This window comes from Pseudoalteromonas sp. HL-AS2 (assembly GCF_031198805.1).
Lineage (GTDB): Bacteria > Pseudomonadota > Gammaproteobacteria > Enterobacterales > Alteromonadaceae > Pseudoalteromonas > Pseudoalteromonas nigrifaciens.
On record NZ_CP133571.1, the window covers coordinates 1,131,974 to 1,155,079 of the forward strand.

A 23,106-nucleotide genomic window follows, 5' to 3' on the forward strand; every position below is an offset into this window, starting at 1 on the left:
AAAAAATGGGTCAAGTGACCCATTTTTTATTTCATATTATTGATTTCGGTATTGGCTGCGAAAGTTATCAACCCATAATTTGGTGCCACCACAAACAGCAACAGGCATTACAATTAAATTTACCAACGGAATGGCTGTTAGCAACATTACTGCAAAACCAAACCCGTACGATAAACCTTGCTTGCTTTGTAAATCGGTTTTCATTTGCTTAAAGCTGATTTTATGATTATCGAACGCGTAATCTTGGTATTGCACGGCAAACATCCAACACGAAAAAAGCACCCATAGTATTTGCCCTATAACCGGCAACACCCATAACAATATAAAAAAGCCAATGGCGCGGGGAAGGTAATAGCAAAGTTTTGTCCACTCTCGGCCAAGCATGCGTGGCACATCTTTTAATAACTCAGCAAAGCCATCATCATTAATTTTTTGACCTGTTAAATGCAACTCAACTTTTTCACTGAGTAAACCATTAAAAGGTGCGGCAATAAAGTTTGTGATTACAGTAAATAACATACTGTAGCTAAACAGCACTATTAACAGGGCAATGGGCCACATTAACCACTCAAGCCAGCTTAACCACTCGGGTAGCATATTATTTATGTAGCTAAAACTGTCGCTTAACCAGCCAAATAAAAAAAACAACGAGCTACCAAAAAGTAAAATATTAATTAACAACGGAATAAACACAAAACGCTTTAATCCCTTTTGAGTAATTAATTTAAAACCCGAAAAAAAATACTCCATACCTTGTATGATCTGCACAACTACCTCAAAAAATATTTTTCATTTGCACTAGTATAAATAGCTGAGTAATTTTAAACAGTATTTTTAGGTAACAAAGTGTTTAAGTAAAATAATAACAACGGCCAGCTTACTACTTTATTCATCCTGCTTAATAAATAATATTTAGTTTATAAGCTGTGTATATTAGCGCTATGGCGTAACTAAATGCTAACTTAGCTTGATTTTTGGGCAGTGCAAAGCGTACTATAGCTGATCTAGCCACTCTAGGCTTAGGCATCGCTTTGATGCGTTGTGGAGAAATTAGTAAAGTTGCCGCGTCAGTGCGTTGCAAAAATAAAGGGTATAAATAGTGATGTACAAAAATCAGGAAGTAATTTTACGATTACGCGCTAATATTCCAGCGTTTGAATGCGTAAAAGGATGCCACGACTGCTGCGGGCCAGTAACAACGTCTTCAGAGGAAATGTCGCGCTTACCGGTAAAAACAGATGCCGAGCATGAAGCGGCGTTAAACGAGTTCAATTGTGTACATCTTGGTCCCAATGGCTGCACTGTATATGACGAGCGTCCATTAATTTGTCGCTTATTTGGTACTACGCCAAGAATGCCTTGCCCGAATGATCGTCGACCAGACGAACCTGTTGACCCTAAAATTGAGCGTGAAGTACATCACTTTATAGCAAACACGCGTCAAGTATTAGTGTAAGTATCGGTATTTATTAAAGTAATAGAGCGCTTATTAAGCGCTTTTTTTATGTATGTTATACGCGTTGCTAATAATTTAAAAACCATCAATAAGTTTATTCCAAACACTCTCTTAGTTATTTTACAAAAATACTATCAATACATATTAAATTTATTACGAGATTAATTATGCATTTGACTATTAATATACTTAGCCTTATGCAGCTTGTTTTACAGCTACACTTTCGCATCTCTTTATTTATATTGCCATTTCTGTTTGCCTAGCCCCTTCAAAATTGTTGTTTTATATTTGTTTATTATTAAAAATAGCTGTAAGCAAGGCTTTGCTATTGTGTAAATTCACTATTAATAATTAGAGTACCGTTGGATTAGGTTGCTGAAAAGGGTAAAATATTCACAAATTGGCAGTTAAGATATTTGTTATGGCATTTTCTAAACTCGAAATAAAGCAAGATCGAAAGATAATTTAACCTTTTGATTAGCGTCGCTTCATTGTGTAATTTCGTATTTAGGGTGGGTGTTGTGGTATGTCGCTATGTCGGTAACTAAAAATCCATCAGGAGACGATAAATGAGTACCACTGGAGTAACAAAACAACATAAGGATGAGCATTCATCTACAATAAAGTATTTGGCAGGGGTTGATATACCGGTATTTTTAATCAGTGGTGGCATCCTTGTGCTATTTGCTGTGCTAGCACTTTATGATATTGATTTGATGTCGGGTTGGATCAATACCGCCTTTGCTTTTTCTACTAAAACGTTTGGTGCCTTTTGGCAAATATTATTGCTTTCGACCTTTATAATTGGGTTGTTTTTAGCCTTTGGACGTACCGGGAAAGTGGTATTAGGTGGCTTAAAAAAGCCAGAGATTACTACCTTTAAGTGGATCAGCATTATTATGTGTACACTCCTTGCTGGTGGCGGGGTGTTTTGGGCTGCTGCTGAGCCAATGGCACATTTTATTTCGCCGCCGCCAATTTTTGGTGGTGAATCAGGCACTAAAGAGGCTGCATTTAATGCTTTAGCGCAAAGCTTTATGCATTGGGGTTTTTTAGCCTGGGCTATTTTAGGCAGCCTGACTGGCATAGTGTATATGCATTTACATTACGAAAAAGGTTTACCGCTTAAGCCGCGTACTTTGTTGTATCCGGTATTTGGCGATCGCGTAATGAAAGGCGCATTTGGTGCTATTGTCGATTCGTGTTGTGTTATAGCTGTAGTAGCAGGCACGGTAGGCCCTATTGGCTTTTTAGGCTTGCAAGTAAGTTTTGGTTTAGAAAAACTATTTGGTATTCCAGATACTTACACCACTCAAGTGGCCATTTTATTTAGTTTAATTGCAATTTATACTCTATCTGCCGTAAGTGGTGTTACTAAAGGAATTCAATTACTCAGTCGCTTTAATGTAATTTTAGCCGTGGCGTTAATGCTGTTTATTTTGCTGATGGGGCCTACAGCCTTTATTTTTGATAGCTATATTCATTCGTTTGGGCTTTATATTAATAACTTTATTCCTATGGCCACTTTTCGTGCCGATACCGCTTGGTTAGACTGGTGGACAGTATTCTTTTGGGGCTGGTTTTTAGGTTACGGACCTTTAATGGCTATGTTTGTTGCACGAATTTCGCGCGGCCGTACTATTCGTGAAATGATCACACTTATCTCAATAATTGCTCCTGTTATTACTTGTTTTTGGTTTACGATAGTGGGTGGTTCAGGAATATTTTTTGAGTTAGCAAACCCGGGTGTTATTTCAGAACCCTTTGCGGGCTTAAATTTACCCGCTGCGCTGTTGGCCATTACTGAGCAGCTGCCTATGGGCTTTGTTATATCGGTGTTGTTTTTAATTTTAACCACAATATTTGTAGCAACCACGGGTGACTCTATGACCTACTCGGTATCTATGGTAATGACAGGTAACGATCATCCGCAAACACCCATTAGAGTGTTTTGGGGCATTATGATGGGAGTTATGGCAGCAATATTAATTTCGATAGGTTCTGGTGGTATTTCTGCACTGCAATCGTTTATTGTAGTAACCGCCGTACCAGTATCTTTTGTGTTGTTACCATCACTTTGGACGGCTCCACAAATTGCGAAAAAAATGGCTACTGAGCAAGGTTTATATAAATAATACAGCTAATATTAGAGCATAAAAAAGGGCGCCAATATTATTGGCGCCCTTTTTTGTTATTACTTAGATTTTCTCTTTCTTGGTTTTGCAACTTCAACAGTATTTGATTCTTTCAGTTTACGTTTTTCTTTTAACGATAAAGCGGGTTTTTTCTTATCATTTTTAGACATATTCACCACCTAAACAATAAATAATAGATTAATTTAAAATGCTTTTTTCACAAACTAAAAACCTAACAACAATCAAGGTAAGTTACCTCCAGACTTTGTCGAAAATAAACGTTAGTTACTTATAAATTATTCGCATTAAAAGTGGAGCGGGGTTAGTTTCCTTCTACCGATAAGCCGGCTGATCCACGTTCGGCTTCATCGTAAATAACCACCGCAGCTCACTTTATTTGCCTAATTAAAGGCATAGCTAATAACATTAAAAGTTAGCGTTACTTAAAGTAACTTAAGCCTTTCTCTTTTTCCTTGGCTTTGCTACTTCTGTTGTATTCGATTCTTGTTTTAACTTACGTTTTTCTTTTAACGATAACTGTGGTTTTTTCATATCATTTTTAGACATATCATCACCTATTAATAAATAACAAATTAATTACTTCTGCTTTTAGTAAACTAAAAATTAAAGAAACAATATCAATCGGCTATTCACCTCCTTTAATAAGATTAAATAATTACTGATCTTCGTTTATATTGCTTAAAACTAAACGAAGAAACTTTATGCTTTTACTGTATTTAATAACCAAATTTGCCACACGCTAAACAATAGCGCATAAATAATATTGATAATAAAAACACAGTAATATTTAAATCTCACTTTAATCTAGGCGATAGAAAGCTTGCCGAGAATGGCCTAAATTAAAAGTTAAATTAAAAATTAATAGTAAATTCTGTGAAACAGATGGACGCAGAGAAGCGTCCGCTTAAGCGGGGAATTTTAGGGCGAAGCTCCCCAAACAAATAATATAATTAAATAAAAAAATATATGTTTTCATAGCTCCAATATAGCAGCTTAAATAATAACTTCAAGCTCTCTTAGATGCTTTAATTAAAGATTAAATTTATGGGTTAAATAACCATTATTTTTAAACTGAAAGCAGTACTCATTTAAGTATTAATTTAGTTAAGGTATTGTTTTAAGTTGGTTTATATTCTACGCGTTTGGCTTGTAAGGGGGCGGTAATATTAACCAACACTTTTAAAGAGTATGACGGCCTTGAATGTAATACGTAATTATAGCGGAAAAATATTTTTAGATTATTTAAAAATGATTACGTAGCAATACTTTAAGTTATTTGTTAAAACTATTAAATTATTATCCTAGGTATAAATGTGAGTATAAGGAGTATTTTATGTCGAAAAAAGTAGTAACTTTTGAATACGAAAAAGAAACAAAAAACAGTGTTCGTTACAAAGAAGTCCCAGATGAAGGCGTTGCCCCTATTGTTGGATCTTTGTATGTTCAGAAGTGGTTTGCTGGGAATAGCAAAACGCTTGAAATAACGATAGATAAAAAAGACTAATTAGCGGCATTATTTTTGCGCCATGTGTTTGTTTAGGTAAAAGCGACTAATAAATACTACGTTTTATTTAAGGGCGCATAATATATTTTTAAACTAATAAAGTTGCTTATAGCGTATTATAGTAGCTCATTTATTATTAATATTAGGCTTAAGTAAAAGTACGCTAGCCTCACAAATTTGATTAACAAGGAAGTTGTATAGATGAAGTATTTTGTTTTAATTTCTATTTTAATTCTTAGTGGGTGTACATCAACACCTAAAGTTATATCTAACTCGGATATAACCAGCACTATGAATTTAATTGCCCTCACCGAAGAAGTCGCTCCTGCAGGAATAAAAGGCGTATTTAAGTTATCAATAAAGGCGGCGGGCATTCAAAACAGTGGTATCTATTTAAATACAGAATTGGATTATAGAGATAGAAGAAATGTGAGTGTCGCTATTCACCCTAGAACAGTAAATGCTTTTATAAAAAAGTATGGAACTTCGCCCGATTTATATTTTATTAATAAAACAGTTGAAGTTACGGGCGAGGCTAAACGTATGATAATTGATTTTTACGCTATGGGTAAAAAAACAGGAAAGTACTATTTTCAAACGCATATAAATATAACATCACTCAATCAGATAAAAGTATTGGACTAGGTGAGTTATTAAATAAGCTATAATTTGTCGGGTGGCGCTGCGTTTATCCGACTTTAGCTTGTACCCTGTTTTTATTTTAATATCGCTAATATTGGCTTTTCAAGCCGCAATTTAGCAACTAATTTTACGCTATATATCTGCAATCCTTAATAACAAAAGTTGTAATAAAAGCCGTATATTAAGCGCAATTTAGATTCTTCCTTTATGTTACCTGCCTCTGAGGCGCTATGATCTTTAGCGTTACTTTGTTTCTAATTTTTAACATTAAAATTTACTCGTTACGAGTAAAAATTCTTGTTGGACTTAAACCGCTATTTTTCTTTTAATGCGCGCAATTAGCCAGTTCGGCATTTCTAAATAAAAGAGAAAGATAAATGAAAGAAACAACATCACTAGAACAAGCTCGTACGAGCTACAATGTTCGTCATTGGAGCCAAGGTTTTTTTGGTATTAATGAACAAGGTGATGTATATGTTGCCCCTAAAGCCGATGCGCCAGAGCAAACTATTGCACTGACGGACATTGCTAAGCAACTAGAAGATAAAGGCTTAAGTTTGCCTGCATTAGTACGTTTTCCGCAAATATTACATCATCGTGTGCACAGCTTATGTGCTGCATTTAATACCGCGATTGCAGATTACGGCTACCCTAAAGATTATTTATTAGTTTACCCAATTAAAGTAAACCAACAGCGTGAAGTGGTTGAAGAAATTGTTGCCAGCCAAGCACAACTAGAAAAAAAACAACTAGGTTTAGAAGCAGGTAGCAAACCAGAGTTATTAACCGTACTTGCATTGGCTGAAAAAACCAGTGCGGTGATTGTATGTAACGGTTACAAAGACAAAGAATATGTACGCTTAGCGCTAATAGGCGAAAAGCTAGGCCATAAAGTATACATAGTGCTTGAAAAGCTCTCTGAACTCGACATGGTTCTTAGCCAAGCTAAAGAATTAAATGTAAAGCCACGCATTGGTATTCGCGTGCGCTTGGCATCGCAAGGTAAAGGTAAATGGCAAGCAAGTGGCGGCGAAAAATCAAAATTTGGTTTATCGGCATCACAAGTTTTGCATGTGGTTAATCGTTTGAAAGAATCGGATCAACTTGATTTAGTCCAGTTGGTGCATTTTCACTTAGGTTCGCAAATGGCGAATATTCGTGATGTACGTTTAGGTGTAAGCGAAGCAGCACGTTTTTACTGCGAGTTACGTAAACTAGGTGCAAAAATTGAGTGTCTTGATGTGGGCGGTGGTTTAGCTGTTGACTACGATGGTACTCGTAGCCAGTCACATAACTCAATGAACTATAGCTTAGCTGAATACGCTAACAATATTGTGTACACCATAGGCGACATTTGTAAGCAGTATGAACAGCCGTTTCCAACTATTATTTCGGAGTCGGGGCGGGCATTAACCGCGCACCATGCTGTGCTTATTTCAAATGTGATTGGTACTGAAAGTTATACACCTGAAGAAATTGAAGCACCGGCTGATGATGCCCCGCAGTTACTTAAAAATATGTGGATGTCGTGGCAGCAATTGCATGTATTAACTGATGACCGTGCATTAATTGAGATTTATCACGATAGCCAAGGCGATTTAGCCGAAGCACATAATCAGTTTGCAATGGGGTTACTAAACTTAACCCAGCGTGCGTGGGCTGAGCAAACAAATTTACGTGTGTGTTATGAGCTTAATAAGCACATGGACAACAAAAACCGCTTTCATCGGCCAATAATTGACGAGCTTAATGCACGTTTAGCCGATAAGTTTTTTGTAAATTTCTCGTTGTTTCAATCACTGCCAGATGCGTGGGGAATTGATCAGGTGTTTCCGGTGTTGCCATTAAGTGGCTTAACCGAAGCGCCAAAAAAACGTGCAGTATTACTGGATATTACTTGTGATTCTGACGGTGCACTTAATCATTATGTTGATGGTCAAGGCATTGAAAGTACACTACCAGTACCTGAGTTTAGTGCAGATAAACCATATTTAATGGGGTTTTTCTTGGTGGGTGCTTATCAAGAAATATTAGGTGATATGCATAATTTATTTGGCGATACGCACAGCGCTATGGTGAATATGGATGAGCACGGCGTAGCCAGCATTACCGAAATAAACCAAGGCGATACAGTAGCCGATATGATGCGTTACGTGCATTTAGACGTTGAGAGTTTTCAGCAGTCGTATCAGCAGTTGGTAAGTAGCAAAATTGCAGAACACGAACAGCAAAGCGTTTTAGACGAATTGCAAAATGGCCTTGATGGCTACACTTATTTAGAAGAGCTATAAGTATGTCGACTTTGTTTGATCATCCAGATCACTCATTGTATTCCAATGGGATGACCTTTTTACGTTGTCCTATGGTGCAAAATATTACCGCGATTGACGCTGATGTAGTAGTGCTTGGTTTACCATTTGATATGGCGACCTCGGGCCGCCCAGGTGCACGTTTAGGCCCAGACGCGATTCGTCGTGCATCGGTGCATTTAGCGTGGGAAGGCACTAAGTATCCATGGACGTTTCCATTATTTGAGCATTTAAAAGTGGCCGATGCTGGAGACTTTACTTATCCGGTAGGCGACGCTGAGTATTTTACGGCGCAGCTTGAACAAGCCGCGAGTAAAATATTAAGCCAAGGTAAAACCTTGTTAGGGCTAGGTGGCGATCATTTTGTGACTTTACCATTGCTACGTGCGCATGAAAAACAACATGGCAAAATGGCTTTGGTGCACTTTGATGCGCACACAGATACTTACAGTAATGGCTCACGCTACGACCACGGTACCATGTTTTATCATGCACCAATGGAAGGGTTAATTGATTTAGAGCACAGTATTCAAATTGGTATTCGCACCGACTTTGATCAAAGCAAGCATGGGTTTGCAGTGATTGATGCCATGCAAGCCAACGATTTATCGGCAAACGATATTGCTGCGCAAATAATTGCGCGAGTAGGTGATTTACCGGTTTATTTAACCTTTGATATTGATTGCCTTGATCCTGCGTTTGCACCTGGTACAGGTACTCCTGTGTGTGGTGGTTTAACATCAGACAAAGTACTTAAAATATTACGTGCTTTAAAAGGCATTAATATGGTAGGTATGGATGTAGTAGAAGTATCGCCAGCGTATGATCAAAGTGAAGTAACCGCCATTGCTGCAGCAACCATTGCGCATGAGCTTTTGCACTTATGGGCATATAAAAATAAGTATTAAACTAAATTAAACTAAAGAAAATACTAATGAATAGGGCACCCTTAAAGCGTGCCCTATTTTTTTGCGCCCCATAAAAGTAGTATAATTTTTTAGTCGTGTTTATTTAATACCGTTATGCAGTAATTTGGTGTTATTTAACCTGAATTTAGGTTATTTACATATCATTCTATTATAAGCTCGTCAGGCTCAGTCTATACTGAGCTTAATTATCCACTTATAAAAACTAAAATAGGATACCTTTTTATGCTTCAGGCTGTTGTTTTAGGAGGGCTAGAATTTAGTCCTTTGGTTGTTTATTTTCCCATAGCATTTTTATTAACAGCGCTGAGTCGTTTTATTTTGCACCGTTTAGATTGGCACGATCGCATTTGGCGGGTTGCCTGGTTTGAGGTGTCTTTATTTGTATGTTACTTAGCATTAACCGTATATTTATTAAGTGGAAGAATAATTTAATGGCCAAATATTTACGTATTTTAGTTACAGTACTGGTTATTTTTATGGCCGTATTTGCAGGGCGTTGGGTATGGAATGATTACATGCATACACCATGGACCCGCGATGGCCGCATTAGAGCCAATATAGTTACGGTAGCGCCAGATGTGTCTGGTTGGGTAACTCATTTAAACATGATTGACGGGCAAAGTGTAAAGCAAGGGGATCTGCTTTTTAGTGTTGATGCTAAGCGTTATCAGGCAGCGCTAGAGCGCAGTAAAGCCAGTACCGAAAATGCATTATATACCTGGGAGCTTGCTAAGCATAAATACGAGCGTCGAATAGCATTAAACAGCCAACAAGCAATTAGTGAAGAAAGTTTAGAAGCAACGCGAATTAATACAAAAATAGCAAAAGCAAACTATGAACTCGCTAAAACAGAACAAGCAGTAGCGCAGTTAAACCTTGATAGGACCCAAGTTGTTGCACCTGTGTCGGGTTACATAATTAACTTAGATTTACGCCAAGGCAATTATGTTGCTCAAGGCGTGTCGGTATTTGCCATTGTACAAGCCGACTCTTTTTATGTAACAGGCTACTTTGAAGAAACCAAAATCCCTCTTATTCATTTAAAGCAACACGCAAATGTAGCTTTGTTAAGTGGTGGTAAACCTTTAACTGGTCAGGTAATGAGTATAGGTAAAGCAATTGCTAATACTAATACGCAAAGTAATGGCCAGCGTTTACCACAAGTTCAGCAAACCTTTAACTGGGTACGCTTATCGCAGCGCATTCCGGTGGATATTAAATTAGACGTGTTTCCTGCAGATACTCAGCTTAGTGCCGGAATGACCGCAACTATTCGACTTGTTGAGCGCTAATGGAGGCTGTGCTGCGTAACCTGTTTTTACCTAAAAAGCAGGCTGTTATTTTTGCACTAAAAGGCGTAATTGCTATGGCAATGGCGCTTACAGTTGCTTTGTTTCTTAATTTAGATCGCCCTTACTGGGCTTTAGTTTCAGCGGTGTTTTTACAAATACGCCCAGAGAGTGGCTTAGTGGCCGAAAAAGCTCTGTGCCAAATAGTAGGCACTGTTATAGGCGGCTTGTTTGGCATATTACTATTAACGCAGCTCATATCTTACCCTTACTTAGCACTGGGCATACTGGGGTTGTGGCTGGGTATTAACTCAACGTTATCGGCTTTGGTTAGGCAAACAAATTTTATTTATGGGTTTGCTATGGCGGCGGTTACCGCCGAAATTATAGTGTTACTGGTAATAGCAAGCCCTACCACCGTAAGTAGCCAAGCTGTATTTAGTATTGCCCAATCGCGTATGAGCGAAATTATAATTGGCTCAATTTGCGCCGGCATTGTGAGCCATTTATTTTGGCCAGTAAAAGTGAAGAATGGGCTGCAAATTCAGGCAAAGTCACTAATAAACCAAACCCTTAATTACCTAGTTACTGAGCTAAACATACAAGGCTCGCACGAAGAACGACACCAGCAAATAGATGGCATTTTGGCAACCTTAGGCGCAGTTAACGAAGATTCTAGCGCGGTGCGTTACGAAGGCCCTAAAGGTCCTGGGCGCGCTCGTGCAGCAAATCAACTGTCGCAAAAAGTATTATCTTTACTGGCGTTAATTCAAATATTTGGCCGTTTACAACGTAGCCATACAAAACTGATGAGCCCGCTACTGACTCAATTATTTACTCAGCTCAAACAGGTTTTAGCAAATATAGCGCAAGCAAACAGTGTTGATGATTGCATAGAACAAGTAAAAAACTTGCGCCGAGAGTTAACCGAATATCGTGCGAATAATAGCAGTGAGCTGCCCTTTGAATCGCATATGCTCAATGTTAGTGTTGATATAGCCACAGAGTTAACAGTGTTGCTGCGTGCTTATCGCGCCCTTGAAGAGCGCGATACAAGGCTGCTAAATGCACCTAGCACAGTAACTTACCGTGATCCGTTAGCGGCAATAATTGTTGGGTTTCGCACCGTTATGGTGTTTTTTATTGGCGCGTGTATTTGGGTAAGCACAGGATCGCCGGCAGCAATAATGATTATGATTTTACCGGTGATATTTTCAATTATGTTAGCGCGTTTTCCACTCATTGTTTTGCGTGTGGTGTTAAAGCGGATAATGATTGGAGTTGTGGTTGCTAGTTTTGTCAGTATTTTTTATGCACTTAACTTATTAGCCTACAGTGGTGGGCAATTAGAAATACTCATATTGGTATTAGCTGGCCCTTACTTTATTGGTTTATTACTACTTGCCGATAGAGAAACCCTGCCTTACGGATTAGGCTTTTGTATACCGTTTTCTATTTTGGTGAGCCCAAGTACCGATATGAGCCGAGCATTTTCAATTGATTATACGCTGAGTGCTGCAATGGCTATTTTTACTGGGGTAGCTATTTTATTTTGGGTTTTTCATTTAATTACAGGGCCAAACGCCCAGTTATTAGTGCATAGAATTTTTAAAGCAACCCATCAAGACCTGCTCGATATTAATAAACACAGTGCGCCTATTGTTTGGTATAACCAGCGGATGGCCGACCGATTATTACGACTCACTCATTACGACCAAGGTTCGCAGTCTCGCGCTATTACTGACTTGGCATTAACCGCATTAAATTTAGGCCACGCAGCAGTGCGATTACGCTCTGTGTGCGAAAACGTAGCAGGTAAAGATCTAAAATATTTTGCACTGTGGCAGCATGCTCTTGCCGATGCATTTTTGCTGGCAAGTAAAGGTCAAGTTGATCAGCGGTTTAAACATGCATGCGACGCGTTATATCAAGAGTTAGTGTGTATATTAGGAGAGTCGCAGCAGGTTGAGGCAATACAAGGAATGTTTATGCGGATTAATTTAACCTTTGAGCGCAGCGCCAATAGTATTAAGACCCCAAACTCACTACTTTAGCTATTTTTCGAGTTCAGAAGTCGGTATGAGATCTGCTATACTGTGCGCATCATTTTATGGGGCTGTTATGATTTCAAAAAACCAACTCAAACTTATTCGCCAACTTGGCCAAAAAAAGTACCGCAAGCAATTTAATCAATACCTTGTACAAGGTGAAAAAAACGTACTTGAGTTATTAAACAGCCCATTAAAGGCGGTTGATATATTTGCTACCGAGGCATTTATAAATACCTATCAAGCACAGTATCTGGGTATTAATTTTATTTGCGCCGAGGAAGAGCTGCTAACAAAAGCAAGTACGCTGGTTAGTAACAATGCCGCCATTGCTATTGTAAATATGCCACAAGCAGCACAACTACAAACCAGTGGCTTAATATTAGCACTTGATGGCGTATCTGATCCGGGCAATTTAGGCACTATTATTAGAGTTGCTGATTGGTACGGTATTAAACATATTGTAACCAGTACAGATAGCGCCGATGCATACAACCCTAAAACAATTAGTGCCACTATGGGCTCGTTTGTAAGAGTGTCGGTAAGCCAAGTCGATTTGCCTGCGCATTTAGCCACATTAAAATTACCAATTTATGGTGCCTTTTTAGACGGGGAAAATGTGCACAACACTCAATTTACAGGTTCAGGCGTGTTATTAATGGGCAGTGAGTCGCACGGTATACGCGAAGCGTGTGCCAAATTAGTAACTGATAAAATAACCATACCGGCTTTTGGTCAGGCTGAGTCGCTGAACGTGGCTATGGCAACCGGTATTATTTTAGATAATTTTAAACGCCAAGCTTAAAACTAAAGCAAGGTTAATGTTTATAACCAATAATATTCGGTAATAACAAAAAGATGCGCTTAAGCACTATAAAATTGGCAGGCTTTAAATCGTTTGTAGAGCCAACTAAAATTCCATTTCCTGATCAAATGACCTGTGTTGTAGGCCCTAATGGCTGCGGCAAGTCTAATGTTATTGATGCAGTGCGCTGGGTGCTTGGCGAAAGCTCGGCTAAAAATTTACGTGGCGACGCCATGGCCGATGTTATTTTTAATGGCTCAACTAATCGTAAAGCTATTTCGCAGGCCTCGGTAGAGCTTACTTTTGATAACGACAAAGGCGACTTTCCTAATACCTTTGCCGATCGTAATCAAATTGCTATAAAGCGTTTAGTTACTCGCGATGGTCAGTCGTTGTATTTTTTAAATGGCAGTAAATGCCGCAAACGCGATATTACCGATATATTTTTGGGCACAGGCCTTGGCCCACGTAGTTACGCAATTATTGAGCAAGGCATGATCTCGCGCTTAATAGAGAGTAAACCGCAAGAGCTTAGGGTGTTTTTAGAAGAAGCCGCCGGGGTATCTAAATACAAAGAGCGCCGCCGCGAAACGCAAACTCGAATAAAAAGCACCCGTGAAAACTTAGAGCGCTTACTCGATGTACGCAAAGAGTTACAAAGTCAACTTACTAAGTTAGCGGTGCAGTCGGTTGATGCTAAAAAATACCGCGAGTTAAAAGCGCAAGAGCGAACGTTAAAAGGGCAAATTGCCGTTTTAAAATGGCAAAAACTACACCAACAACAACTCGAAAAAAGCCAACAAATAAATAAATTAAATGAGCAAGTTACGTTTTTTAAAACGGCTCATTCTGGTCACGACGACGTACTTGCAAGCTTAGAAACCCAAGTACAAGCCTCGCAAGAAAGCGTAAGTGATGCGCAACAGCAACAACATGTAATACACACTGAGCTTACGCGATCTGAGCAACAACAAATAAGCATAAAGCAACAAATTCAAACGCTTAAACAAAATCAGATTAAACTACATCAGCGCCAAACGCATAGTTTAGAGCTTAAAACGCAGCAGCAAACAGTGTGCGAACAACTAGAACACGCTTTGCAGCAGGCAATAGAAAACAACTTAATGCGCAACGAGCAAGTAAGTGAGTTAAGCCAAGAGCTTGAGAGTGCTTTAGAGCTAAAGCAGCAACACACTGAGGATTGGCAATCGCTTAGCGAGCAACTGCAGCAACTTAATAATAAGTTGCAGATGCAAGCAAATAATATTGAGCAAACTCAGCAGCAAAGCAAACACGTTAATGAACAAAGTGAGCAGTTAAATAAGCAAATTACACACCTAAAAAGTAGCGATGTTGAACAGCAGTTAGCTTCTCAAAAACAACAAAGGCAAGTGCTTACTCAAGAGTTAGCAACTAAGCAAACGGCGCACAGTAAAGGCCAAATGCTGCTTTTAGAGCAAAGTTCGCAGTTAAACAATGCCGAGCAGCAATATAAGCAACTTAGCCAGCAAGCTAACGAGCTAAAAGCCAGTATCGCAGGACTAAGCAGTACATTAGGGCTAGATAATGAGAGCGAGCACCACAACACCTTATTTAACCAATTAAAGGTTAAAGACGGGTTTGAGCACTGTATTGAACAGGCACTTAAATCGCTTGAGCATTTAAATGTAAGTGAGCAGTCGGCAAATAATAGTGTGTGGCATATCGCATCAACAAAAAGCAATCAGGCAAATATAAAAAATAGCTTAGCGGCATTTATAACTCAGGGGGTTTACCCTGAAGTATTGAGCCGTATTGCTTATAGTAAAAGCGGCGAACTTAAAGCATTAGAGGATAATTTTTATATTGCCGTAATGGATGAAACCGCCGCTTTGCATGGTCGGAACTGGCATATAAGCTCAGATCGAAATGCTGAAAACTCATTACTGGTAAAGCACAAGCAATTGCAGCTTAAAACAGCGCGGCTAAAAAATGTAGAGGATGAGTTACAACTCGCAGCCCAAGTGCTTGAGCAGCAAAAAGCACTGCAAAGTGAGCTTAGTACGCAGCAAAGTGAACTTAAAGAAACCATACATCAGCTGGCTCAAAATATTGCCGTAGCGAGTACGCGCAACGATATGTTAAAAGAGCAAGTAGCGCAGTACCAGCAGCAATTGCAACAGTACCAAACGCAACAACAGCAATTAGTTACGCAGTTAGCACAAATAAAAGGGGTGCTTAAAGATCAAACAGTGCAGTTTGAAACACTTAAGCAGCAACAGTTAAGTTTAAGCAGTGATCTTGCTACTGCAAATAACAAGCGCACCCACAGTGATACAAATTATAGCCAAGTATTAGCTAGGCTTGAGCAATATAAAACGCAAGCCCATCAAGCAACGCTTGCAGAGCAACAGTCACGTAGCGAGTGGCAATTAAGCCAAGCTAAACTAAGCCATGCAGAGCAAGCGCATTTAAGTGCAGAGCAGGGTGCAAAAGAATTACACGATCAATTAACCCAGCTGCTAATACCCGAGCAAGAACTACTTGAAAAAATAGCCCAGTTACTTAAACAGCATGCGCAAGGCGAGAAAAACTTAAACACATTACAAAATAAATTAAACCAAGCAAAAGAGAGCTTAAGCACGAAGCAAGCGAGTCTTAAAAGTTCACAAGGTGAGCTGGTGGCGCTACAAGAGCAGCATCAAAAATTAAGCATAGAAGAGCAAAGTTTATTAATAAAAGCACAGTTGGCGCTTGAACCGCTAGAAGAGTTAAAGCAAAACCTAAAGCAGGTGCTTGATGAGTTACCAGAAACACTCATTATAAGCACAGCACAAAATAAACTCGCAGATATTGTTAATCAGTTGGAGCGCTTAGGTGCGGTAAATTTAGCCGCTATTGATGAGTTTGATCAAGCCAAAGCGCGCAGCGAATATCTTGATAATCAATTAGATGACTTAACAAAAGCGCTGAGTACCCTAGAAGGGGCTATTCGTAAAATTGATATAGAAACCAAAACTCGCTTTAAAGCGACCTTTGATCAAGTTAACCAAGACTTTGCAAAGCTATTTCCAAAGGTTTTTGGTGGTGGAAGTGCTTATTTAGAATTAACCAGTGACGATTTACTCGAAAGTGGTGTTAGTATAATGGCACGACCACCAGGTAAAAAAAATTCAACAATTCATTTGTTAAGTGGTGGAGAAAAAGCGCTGAGCGCATTATCATTAGTGTTTTCTATATTCAGGCTCAATCCAGCTCCATTCTGTATGCTGGATGAAGTAGATGCGCCGCTAGATGATGCCAACGTGGTACGTTTTTGCCGTTTGGTTGAAGAAATGTCACAATCGGTGCAGTTTATTTATATTAGTCATAATAAAATTGCGATGGAAATGGCTGGTAGATTAACAGGTGTTACCATGGCTGAGCCAGGTGTGTCGCGCGTAGTGGCTGTAGATATTGAACAAGCTGTGCAACTTGCACACGCATAGTTAAATTAAACGTATTAGGTTTTAACTAATACACAGGTTTAGGCATATAAAATAAAAAAGGTGAGGGGATGGCCGAAGAATTAAGATGGGTTTTAATCGTGATCAGTGTATTTGTCATAGGTGGCTTATTAGTACACGGTTTATGGTCAGTGCGAAAAAAAGACAACCCAGAAATACCTGCTAACGAGCGGGTCGAACCACAACACACAGCTCACTCTCATTCGCCAAGTGCAGAGCCCGCACAGAGCGTTGCCTTTGAGCAAGAAGAACCACAATTTGGTGAACTAAATTTTGATGCCAACGAGCCGCAAATAGATACTAGCGTGCCAGAAGTGCCAATTGAAGATGACCTTAGTGTAATTGAGCCAGAGCATGACCTTGAGCCAAGCGAAGAGCCTGCAGAGGTTTCAGACTTTGTGATTGTGCATATTCAAATGCCAGATGGAATGAGCATGCAAGGCAGTAAATTATTGCCCGCGGTAAACACCTTAGGGTTTAAATACTCAGAGGAAGGTTTTTTTAATCGTCATTTAGATCCAGCAGGCCAAGGTCCGGTATTATTTAGACTAGTAAATATGTATAACCCAGGTACTTTCGATATTGATAATATGGAACAATTTAGTACCGCAGGCGTTAGCTTATTTATGACCTTACCGTGTGAAGGTGATGGCTTAGCAGCATTTAATATGCTGCACAGTGCAGCTAAAAAGCTCAGCGACGAATTTGGTGCGCAAATTTTAGATGCGCAGCGTGAAGAAATGACCGTAGATCGCGTTCGTCAATATGTTGAACAGGTACGTGCATTTTCTGCGTAATTAACGCAATAGGTTAAATTTTTATAAGCCACTGGGCGTTGACTCGTCAAAGTGGCTTTTTTTATGTTTTTTGAGGTCAAAATGGCAAGCAGCATTAGTGAGCAAATAAATCATCTTCGTAGTACGCTTGAACAGCACAGTTACAATTATTATGTACTTGATACCCCCAGTATTCCTGATGCTGAATACGACCGTTTATTACAACAACTCAGCGCACTAGAAACTCAGCACCCAGAATTAATAACTGCCGACTCACCAACCCAAAAAGTGGGCGGTGCTGCGCTAAGTAAATTTGAGCAAGTAGCGCACCAAGTGCCTATGTTATCGCTTGATAACGCCTTTAGCGAAGATGAGTTTATTGCCTTTAATCGCCGTATAAAAGAGCGTTTAATGAGTACCGAAGAGCTTACTTTTTGTTGTGAGCCAAAACTAGATGGCTTAGCTGTGTCGATTATTTATCGTGATGGCGTACTAGTGCAAGCCGCGACCCGAGGTGATGGGTTGACGGGAGAAAATGTAACTCAAAACGTTAAAACAATTCGTAATGTGCCACTTAAATTACGAGGTAGCGATTATCCTGCTGAACTAGAAGTGCGCGGCGAAGTGTTTATGGATAATGCAGGCTTTGAAAAGTTTAACATTGAAGCTGAAAAACGTGGTGAAAAAGTATTTGTAAACCCACGCAACGCCGCCGCAGGTAGCCTGCGCCAGCTTGACTCTAAAATTACGGCTAAACGCCCACTGATGTTTTATGCCTACAGCACAGGTCTTGTAGCCGACGGTAGCATTGCAGAGGATCATTATCAGCAATTAGAAAAATTGACTGATTGGGGGTTACCACTTTGCCCTGAAACAAAATTAGTAGAAGGCCCACAAGCTGCACTGGCTTATTATAATGACATTTTAACGCGCCGTGGCGAGCTTAAATATGAAATAGATGGCGTGGTAATAAAAATAAATCAAAAAGCCTTACAAGAGCGTTTAGGCTTTGTAGCACGCGCTCCGCGTTGGGCTATTGCTTATAAGTTCCCGGCCCAAGAAGAAATAACCAAATTACTCGATGTAGAGTTTCAGGTGGGGCGTACGGGAGCAATTACACCGGTTGCACGCTTAGAGCCGGTATTTGTTGGTGGTGTTACTGTATCAAACGCTACCTTGCACAATGGCGATGAAATAGCGCGCTTAGGCGTAAAAGTGGGCGACACGGTAATTATTCGCCGTGCAGGGGACGTAATTCCACAAATAACGCAAGTAGTACTTGAGCGCCGCCCTGATGATGCCCGCGATATTGAGTTTCCGGTAACTTGCCCTATTTGTGACTCCCATGTAGAAAAAGTAGAAGGTGAAGCCGTAGCGCGTTGTACTGGTGGTTTAGTGTGCCCGGCGCAACGTAAACAGGCGATTAAACACTTTGCATCGCGCAAAGCCCTCGATATTGACGGCCTTGGCGATAAAATTGTTGACCAACTCGTCGACAGAGAGCTGATTAAAACCCCTGCAGATTTGTTTATTTTAAAGCAAGGACATTTTGAATCGCTTGAGCGTATGGGGCCAAAGTCGGCTAAAAATTTGGTTACTGCGCTCCAAGACGCTAAAGCGACAACGTTGGCTAAGTTTTTATACTCATTGGGTATTCGTGAAGCGGGTGAGGCAACCACACAGAATTTAGCTAATCATTTCTTAACCCTTGAAAACGTAATAAATGCCAGCATTGATAGTTTAACTCAAGTAAGTGATGTGGGCGAAATAGTAGCAACCCATGTACGTAGCTTTTTTGCCGAACAGCATAATTTAGATGTTGTAAATGCGCTGGTAGAGCAAGGTATTAATTGGCCTGAACTTACTCCACCTTCAGCGCAAGAGCAGCCATTAGCTGGCCTTGTTTATGTGCTTACCGGTACCTTAAACACATTAAACCGTAATGACGCCAAAGCACGTTTGCAACAGTTAGGTGCTAAAGTGTCGGGTAGTGTGTCGGCTAAAACCGATGCGTTAGTAGCAGGCGAAAAGGCCGGCTCTAAACTAACTAAGGCACAAGACTTAGGTATAGATGTACTGACAGAAGAAGATTTAATTAATTTATTAGAGCAACATAATGGCTGATTTATTAAATATATTAAATTCACTTTTAATTAACGTAGGGCAGTGGCTGCATAGTTATTTATATAATTTATCTATGCTGATAATGGTGTGCTTAGTGTCTTTATACGCAGGCGATATTATAAAGCTAACCAAAGGGCTGGTTGCACGTCGTCATTTTATAGTAAGAGTGCTGTGCTTTGTATTGATCACCGCCTTTGGATTTGGTTTTGTGGTTGTGTGGCTTAGCCCGCTACTGATTAAGGCGTTATTGTTTTTTGGCACTAAGTGGTTAGGTGTTACCTTGTTAGCAGCATTTTTTATATTGGGCACTATTGCCGATAGGAAAAATCAATTATGAGCCGCTATGGCCCAGAGTACTGGGATAAGTACGGCAGTTACCGTACACCCATCGCCTTTCATTTAAGTGTGCTGGTATTGTTACGAGCTTACTTTATTTGGATAGTGGCAGGGTTAAGCCGACGCCCAGAATTGGATTTGATGTCGATATTTTTTAAATCTAAAAACGATTTTTTTATTGCTATTGCCATTGGCGCTATAGCCATAGTACCAATTATTTTATTTTGTTTGCGTCGACCCCGCGAGTCTCATAAAAGTAGTGAACGCTTAGCTAAGATTTGGCGTTATATGCGCTGGCCTCTTATTTTGTGTGCAGTAATAGACTTAACTTGGTTAAGTATTCAAGCGGCTCATAGCTATTATCATTTTTCGTTATTTTTAGCGATTCAAATGGTGGTTGTATTATGGGTGCTGTGGTACTTAGCTAAAAGTCGTTATTTAACAGTGTTTTTTAATGATTGGCCTGAGCCTACCGAAAAAGCCGCAGCAGAAAAACGCCTTAATAAGGATTAAAAGTGGACGCTATAAATAAAAAAATAGCGGTGGTGGTGCTGTTTATAGGTGTGGCGCTTAGTGTGCTAATGCTAACTACAAAGCTTACAGAGCAGACTTGGTTTATATTTTTATTTGTCTTATGGGTATTTGTTTTTTGCTCTTGTTGTTACCGATTAACCCCACTGTTTAAAACACGAAACCAAGTTAATGATTTTATTAAGCGCGATGCAAAACATTTAGTATTGTTTAGCTTAGCGGGATTTTTTGATAAAAAATCTGGCCCGCAGTGGTTAGCAATTAAAAATATTAAGCACCTTTCAACCCGCAATAATGAACTGCTAGTACACAGCTACCAGCAAACGCAATTTAGTATTAGTTTACCTGCGTCAAAAGTAGAGCTAGATGCTTTTTTACAGCAGATACTGACTAATTCAGAAAGACGAAGTATTACATTTGATTAAGTTGATCTTAAGCAAATGTAATAACGTAATAATTAACCAATAAAGCTAAATACGATTTATAGCTAACCAAGCATTTAAAGAGGCTGTTATGTTGAAGTGGAATGATGTTATTAATTTTGCCAATAATGGCAATCCAACGCCGCCGAAAAAGGTTATTAAAACCGACGCTCAGTGGCAAGAGTTATTATCTGAAGATACCTATTACGTTACTCGTAAAAAAGGCACTGAGCGACCGCACAGCTCCGGTAGCTGCACATTGTTAGAGCCAGGCAAGTATGTATGTATATGTTGCGATAACTTATTGTTTGACGCAGATGAAAAGTTTGATAGCGGTACGGGTTGGCCTTCGTTTACAAAACCCGCAACAATAGAAGCTGTTGCCTATATTAGTGATAACACTCATGGGATGCAGCGTATTGAAGCAGTATGTAATGTGTGCGATGCGCACTTAGGTCATGTGTTTCCTGATGGCCCATTACCGACTGGCCTGCGATACTGCGTTAATGCCGCGTCAATGAAAAAGCTTTAACGCGTTTAGTCGACTTGAATATCTAGCTGCATATCTTTTGCTTTATGCAAAATTTTATTTAAACGCTGCGCCTGATCTGCAGGTAGTTTAGCTTTGCTCAGTAAGGCGTAGCATTTTTTAGCAAGCCCCATATTAAACGAATCCCCCCCTTGTTGCTTGGTCGAATCAAACAAGCACTGTAATAAGTTAAGTGCGATACTTTGATTACGAGGCATCACCCTAAATGCTTGAGTAAACGCTTCTAATGCCGTATTTAATTGCCCTCTATTAAATTGATTCACAGCATGGTTGTTTAACTCTTTAGGCCCCATTTTAATATCACGACGCTCGCTTTGCTGTTGTTGAATATAACGTAAATAGGTTGTGTCGCTTACACTTGGATGACGCTGACAATGCGTAATTATTTGGGCAAATAAATTTTGAGCTTTTTGATGAAAGCCTAGTTCGTGAAATGCTTTTGCTTTATCGAGTGCGCCGTCTACAGAGCGAATTTGTGTATCATCTTCATCAAGCTGCTCTATTAGTCGCTTAGCTTTTTGATGTTCATCTTTTAAGTAGTGTAGGCGTGCGTTTAATACATCGATTTGCGCCTGGTTTACATTATTAGGAAACTGCTTTTTTAAATCATTAATATATTGATTAGTTTGGCGAGAAATTCGTTGTATTTGATCCGTTTGATCTGTGGTTAGCGCAAAGTCGATACCGGCACGCGCCGCATTTAAATAAATATCTGGGCTATCGTGAATTGAGTATTTTGCATAGCTTGCAATATCTTTTTGGGTTAAATAGCTCTTTTCATAATCGTGATTAATTAACGATACATTACTCAAAGACTTTTGACGCATAATATTAAGAGGAGCAATATCCGCAGCCTGACTTAAAAACTCTTGTGCGAGCTCAAATTGATTAAGTTTTATTTCTAAACGACCTAATAAATCAAGCGCGATTAAACGAGTTTCGTTGCGCTCTAACATGGTTTTAAGCATGCGCTGGGCTAAAATATGTTCATTATTTTCTATCAGTGCTTCTACTAAACCTACTTTAGCCCATGCAAATTTTTGGATATCGAGTACCGATTTAAAAAAGTCTTTGGCCTCTTGGTTACGATTAAGGCGTAGTAGGGCATCACCTTTTAATCGCAGTAAAATAGGGCTGTAGTTGTTGTTTTTATTTAATGCTGCACTTATGTACTTAAGTGCTTTGGAATCATTACCGTCATCAATAAAGTTGTAAACTGTTTGTAAATCACGTTTACGTTTTAAAATACGCTCTATACGTATTTTAAGCTCTTGTGCTGTAAATGGTTTAACCAAAAAATCATCGGGTTGTAATTCAAGAACACTATGTACAAGCGAGCCACTTGTTTCTGCAGAAATAAAAATAAACCCAGTGGAGCTTTTAATTAACTGCTTTATTCGCAATTCCTCATAAAGCTGATAACCATCTTGATGCTTATTTAGATTGAATGAGCATACAATTAAATCAAATTGCTCGTTTATACACTGCTCTTTTGCCGAGTTAGCATGATCTGCAAATCGTAACTGTCCAAAGCCAAGCTTTTCTAGCGATTGTTTCATATAGCTTTGGGCGAGCGGTTGCTCCTCCACTATAAGTATTTTGGCTGTTGAATAGATCTTTGTTGGCATTTGGCTTAACAGTGATTACGTTTAACACAGACTATAATCAACAGTTTAGCTGCTTACAAGGGAATTTAGGTTATTACTCAACTTTATTAAGTACTTAATATGCATTCATAGGCTTA

19 protein-coding genes are annotated in these 23,106 nt (G+C 39.3%); 17 read left to right on the forward strand and 2 right to left on the reverse strand.

Going from position 1 to position 23,106, the window contains the following annotated elements:
- Positions 1–36 precede the first annotated feature (36 nt).
- Positions 37–750: a sulfate transporter CysZ gene (gene cysZ / locus RB215_RS05415; RefSeq protein WP_172459247.1), complete on the reverse strand. Its 714-nt coding sequence runs from the start codon at positions 748–750 to the stop codon at positions 37–39.
- Between the two features lie 352 nt (positions 751–1,102).
- Here cysZ and RB215_RS05420 point away from each other — a divergent pair, with 352 nt between their 5' ends.
- The 17 genes from RB215_RS05420 to msrB all read left to right on the forward strand — a co-directional run bounded on the left by RB215_RS05420 (position 1,103) and on the right by msrB (position 21,344).
- Positions 1,103–1,456, forward strand: a complete 354-nt coding sequence (locus RB215_RS05420; protein ID WP_011327756.1) for a YkgJ family cysteine cluster protein — start codon at positions 1,103–1,105, stop codon at positions 1,454–1,456.
- A gap of 569 nt (positions 1,457–2,025) precedes the next feature.
- Positions 2,026–3,591 carry a BCCT family transporter gene (locus tag RB215_RS05425; RefSeq protein WP_011327758.1) on the forward strand — a complete coding sequence of 522 codons (1,566 nt, stop codon included), beginning with the start codon at positions 2,026–2,028 and terminating at the stop codon, positions 3,589–3,591.
- Positions 3,592–4,945: 1,354 nt separating this feature from the next.
- Positions 4,946–5,116 (forward strand): hypothetical protein, encoded by a 171-nt coding sequence (locus RB215_RS05430; protein ID WP_167376930.1) that lies wholly within the window; start codon positions 4,946–4,948, stop codon positions 5,114–5,116.
- Positions 5,117–5,317: 201 nt separating this feature from the next.
- Positions 5,318–5,761 carry a hypothetical protein gene (locus RB215_RS05435; RefSeq protein WP_011327760.1) on the forward strand — a complete coding sequence of 148 codons (444 nt, stop codon included), beginning with the start codon at positions 5,318–5,320 and terminating at the stop codon, positions 5,759–5,761.
- A 374-nt stretch (positions 5,762–6,135) separates the two neighbouring features.
- Complete coding sequence (gene speA / locus RB215_RS05440; RefSeq protein WP_011327761.1) at positions 6,136–8,049, forward strand: biosynthetic arginine decarboxylase; 1,914 nt, start codon at positions 6,136–6,138, stop codon at positions 8,047–8,049.
- Between the two features lie 2 nt (positions 8,050–8,051).
- Positions 8,052–8,975 (forward strand): agmatinase, encoded by a 924-nt coding sequence (gene speB / locus RB215_RS05445; RefSeq protein WP_011327762.1) that lies wholly within the window; start codon positions 8,052–8,054, stop codon positions 8,973–8,975.
- A gap of 243 nt (positions 8,976–9,218) precedes the next feature.
- Positions 9,219–9,428 carry a DUF1656 domain-containing protein gene (locus tag RB215_RS05450; RefSeq protein ID WP_011327763.1) on the forward strand — a complete coding sequence of 70 codons (210 nt, stop codon included), beginning with the start codon at positions 9,219–9,221 and terminating at the stop codon, positions 9,426–9,428.
- Positions 9,428–10,288 carry an HlyD family secretion protein gene (locus tag RB215_RS05455; protein WP_309216990.1) on the forward strand — a complete coding sequence of 287 codons (861 nt, stop codon included), beginning with the start codon at positions 9,428–9,430 and terminating at the stop codon, positions 10,286–10,288. Before RB215_RS05450 ends, RB215_RS05455 begins: the two co-directional genes overlap by 1 nt.
- Positions 10,288–12,339: an FUSC family protein gene (locus RB215_RS05460; RefSeq protein ID WP_309216991.1), complete on the forward strand. Its 2,052-nt coding sequence runs from the start codon at positions 10,288–10,290 to the stop codon at positions 12,337–12,339. The genes RB215_RS05455 and RB215_RS05460 overlap by 1 nt, the downstream gene beginning before the upstream one ends.
- 67 nt (positions 12,340–12,406) lie before the next feature.
- Positions 12,407–13,138 carry an RNA methyltransferase gene (locus RB215_RS05465; RefSeq protein ID WP_041454384.1) on the forward strand — a complete coding sequence of 244 codons (732 nt, stop codon included), beginning with the start codon at positions 12,407–12,409 and terminating at the stop codon, positions 13,136–13,138.
- A gap of 53 nt (positions 13,139–13,191) precedes the next feature.
- Positions 13,192–16,605, forward strand: a complete 3,414-nt coding sequence (gene smc, locus RB215_RS05470) for a chromosome segregation protein SMC (protein WP_309216992.1) — start codon at positions 13,192–13,194, stop codon at positions 16,603–16,605.
- A gap of 68 nt (positions 16,606–16,673) precedes the next feature.
- Positions 16,674–17,420 (forward strand): cell division protein ZipA, encoded by a 747-nt coding sequence (gene zipA, locus RB215_RS05475; protein ID WP_011327768.1) that lies wholly within the window; start codon positions 16,674–16,676, stop codon positions 17,418–17,420.
- 81 nt (positions 17,421–17,501) lie between these two features.
- On the forward strand, positions 17,502–19,523 hold the full coding sequence (gene ligA, locus RB215_RS05480) for an NAD-dependent DNA ligase LigA (protein WP_309217155.1): 2,022 nt from the start codon (positions 17,502–17,504) through the stop codon (positions 19,521–19,523).
- The gene (locus RB215_RS05485; protein ID WP_011327770.1) at positions 19,516–19,860 is read left to right on the forward strand and encodes a DUF3392 domain-containing protein; all 345 of its coding nucleotides are present in this window, start codon (positions 19,516–19,518) and stop codon (positions 19,858–19,860) included. Before ligA ends, RB215_RS05485 begins: the two co-directional genes overlap by 8 nt.
- Positions 19,857–20,372, forward strand: coding sequence for a DUF2919 domain-containing protein (locus RB215_RS05490; protein ID WP_011327771.1), 516 nt, complete (start codon positions 19,857–19,859; stop codon positions 20,370–20,372). The genes RB215_RS05485 and RB215_RS05490 overlap by 4 nt, the downstream gene beginning before the upstream one ends.
- A 2-nt stretch (positions 20,373–20,374) precedes the next feature.
- Entirely contained in the window at positions 20,375–20,815 is a 441-nt protein-coding gene (locus tag RB215_RS05495) for a hypothetical protein (RefSeq protein WP_309216993.1), read from the forward strand.
- Between the two features lie 88 nt (positions 20,816–20,903).
- A complete protein-coding gene (gene msrB / locus RB215_RS05500; RefSeq protein WP_086997997.1) occupies positions 20,904–21,344 on the forward strand; it encodes a peptide-methionine (R)-S-oxide reductase MsrB in 441 nt (146 codons plus the stop codon).
- A 5-nt stretch (positions 21,345–21,349) separates the two neighbouring features.
- On the opposite strand, the gene RB215_RS05505 is transcribed toward msrB, so the two are convergent.
- Positions 21,350–22,990: a response regulator gene (locus RB215_RS05505; RefSeq protein WP_309216994.1), complete on the reverse strand. Its 1,641-nt coding sequence runs from the start codon at positions 22,988–22,990 to the stop codon at positions 21,350–21,352.
- Positions 22,991–23,106 lie beyond the last annotated feature (116 nt).

Excerpts from the sequence above, each read along its gene's own strand:
- RB215_RS05465 (WP_041454384.1), top strand. The coding sequence starts at position 12,407 with ATGATTTCAAAAAACCAACTCAAACTTATTCGCCAACTTGGCCAAAAA.
- smc (WP_309216992.1), top strand. The coding sequence starts at position 13,192 with ATGCGCTTAAGCACTATAAAATTGGCAGGCTTTAAATCGTTTGTAGAG.
- cysZ (WP_172459247.1), bottom strand. The coding sequence starts at position 750 with ATGGAGTATTTTTTTTCGGGTTTTAAATTAATTACTCAAAAGGGATTA.
- RB215_RS05430 (WP_167376930.1), top strand. The coding sequence starts at position 4,946 with ATGTCGAAAAAAGTAGTAACTTTTGAATACGAAAAAGAAACAAAAAAC.
- RB215_RS05455 (WP_309216990.1), top strand. The coding sequence starts at position 9,428 with ATGGCCAAATATTTACGTATTTTAGTTACAGTACTGGTTATTTTTATG.
- RB215_RS05505 (WP_309216994.1), bottom strand. The coding sequence starts at position 22,990 with ATGCCAACAAAGATCTATTCAACAGCCAAAATACTTATAGTGGAGGAG.
- zipA (WP_011327768.1), top strand. The coding sequence starts at position 16,674 with ATGGCCGAAGAATTAAGATGGGTTTTAATCGTGATCAGTGTATTTGTC.
- RB215_RS05460 (WP_309216991.1), top strand. The coding sequence starts at position 10,288 with ATGGAGGCTGTGCTGCGTAACCTGTTTTTACCTAAAAAGCAGGCTGTT.
- RB215_RS05425 (WP_011327758.1), top strand. The coding sequence starts at position 2,026 with ATGAGTACCACTGGAGTAACAAAACAACATAAGGATGAGCATTCATCT.
- msrB (WP_086997997.1), top strand. The coding sequence starts at position 20,904 with ATGTTGAAGTGGAATGATGTTATTAATTTTGCCAATAATGGCAATCCA.
- RB215_RS05420 (WP_011327756.1), top strand. The coding sequence starts at position 1,103 with ATGTACAAAAATCAGGAAGTAATTTTACGATTACGCGCTAATATTCCA.
- speB (WP_011327762.1), top strand. The coding sequence starts at position 8,052 with ATGTCGACTTTGTTTGATCATCCAGATCACTCATTGTATTCCAATGGG.
- RB215_RS05435 (WP_011327760.1), top strand. The coding sequence starts at position 5,318 with ATGAAGTATTTTGTTTTAATTTCTATTTTAATTCTTAGTGGGTGTACA.
- ligA (WP_309217155.1), top strand. The coding sequence starts at position 17,502 with ATGGCAAGCAGCATTAGTGAGCAAATAAATCATCTTCGTAGTACGCTT.
- RB215_RS05490 (WP_011327771.1), top strand. The coding sequence starts at position 19,857 with ATGAGCCGCTATGGCCCAGAGTACTGGGATAAGTACGGCAGTTACCGT.
- RB215_RS05450 (WP_011327763.1), top strand. The coding sequence starts at position 9,219 with ATGCTTCAGGCTGTTGTTTTAGGAGGGCTAGAATTTAGTCCTTTGGTT.
- RB215_RS05485 (WP_011327770.1), top strand. The coding sequence starts at position 19,516 with ATGGCTGATTTATTAAATATATTAAATTCACTTTTAATTAACGTAGGG.
- speA (WP_011327761.1), top strand. The coding sequence starts at position 6,136 with ATGAAAGAAACAACATCACTAGAACAAGCTCGTACGAGCTACAATGTT.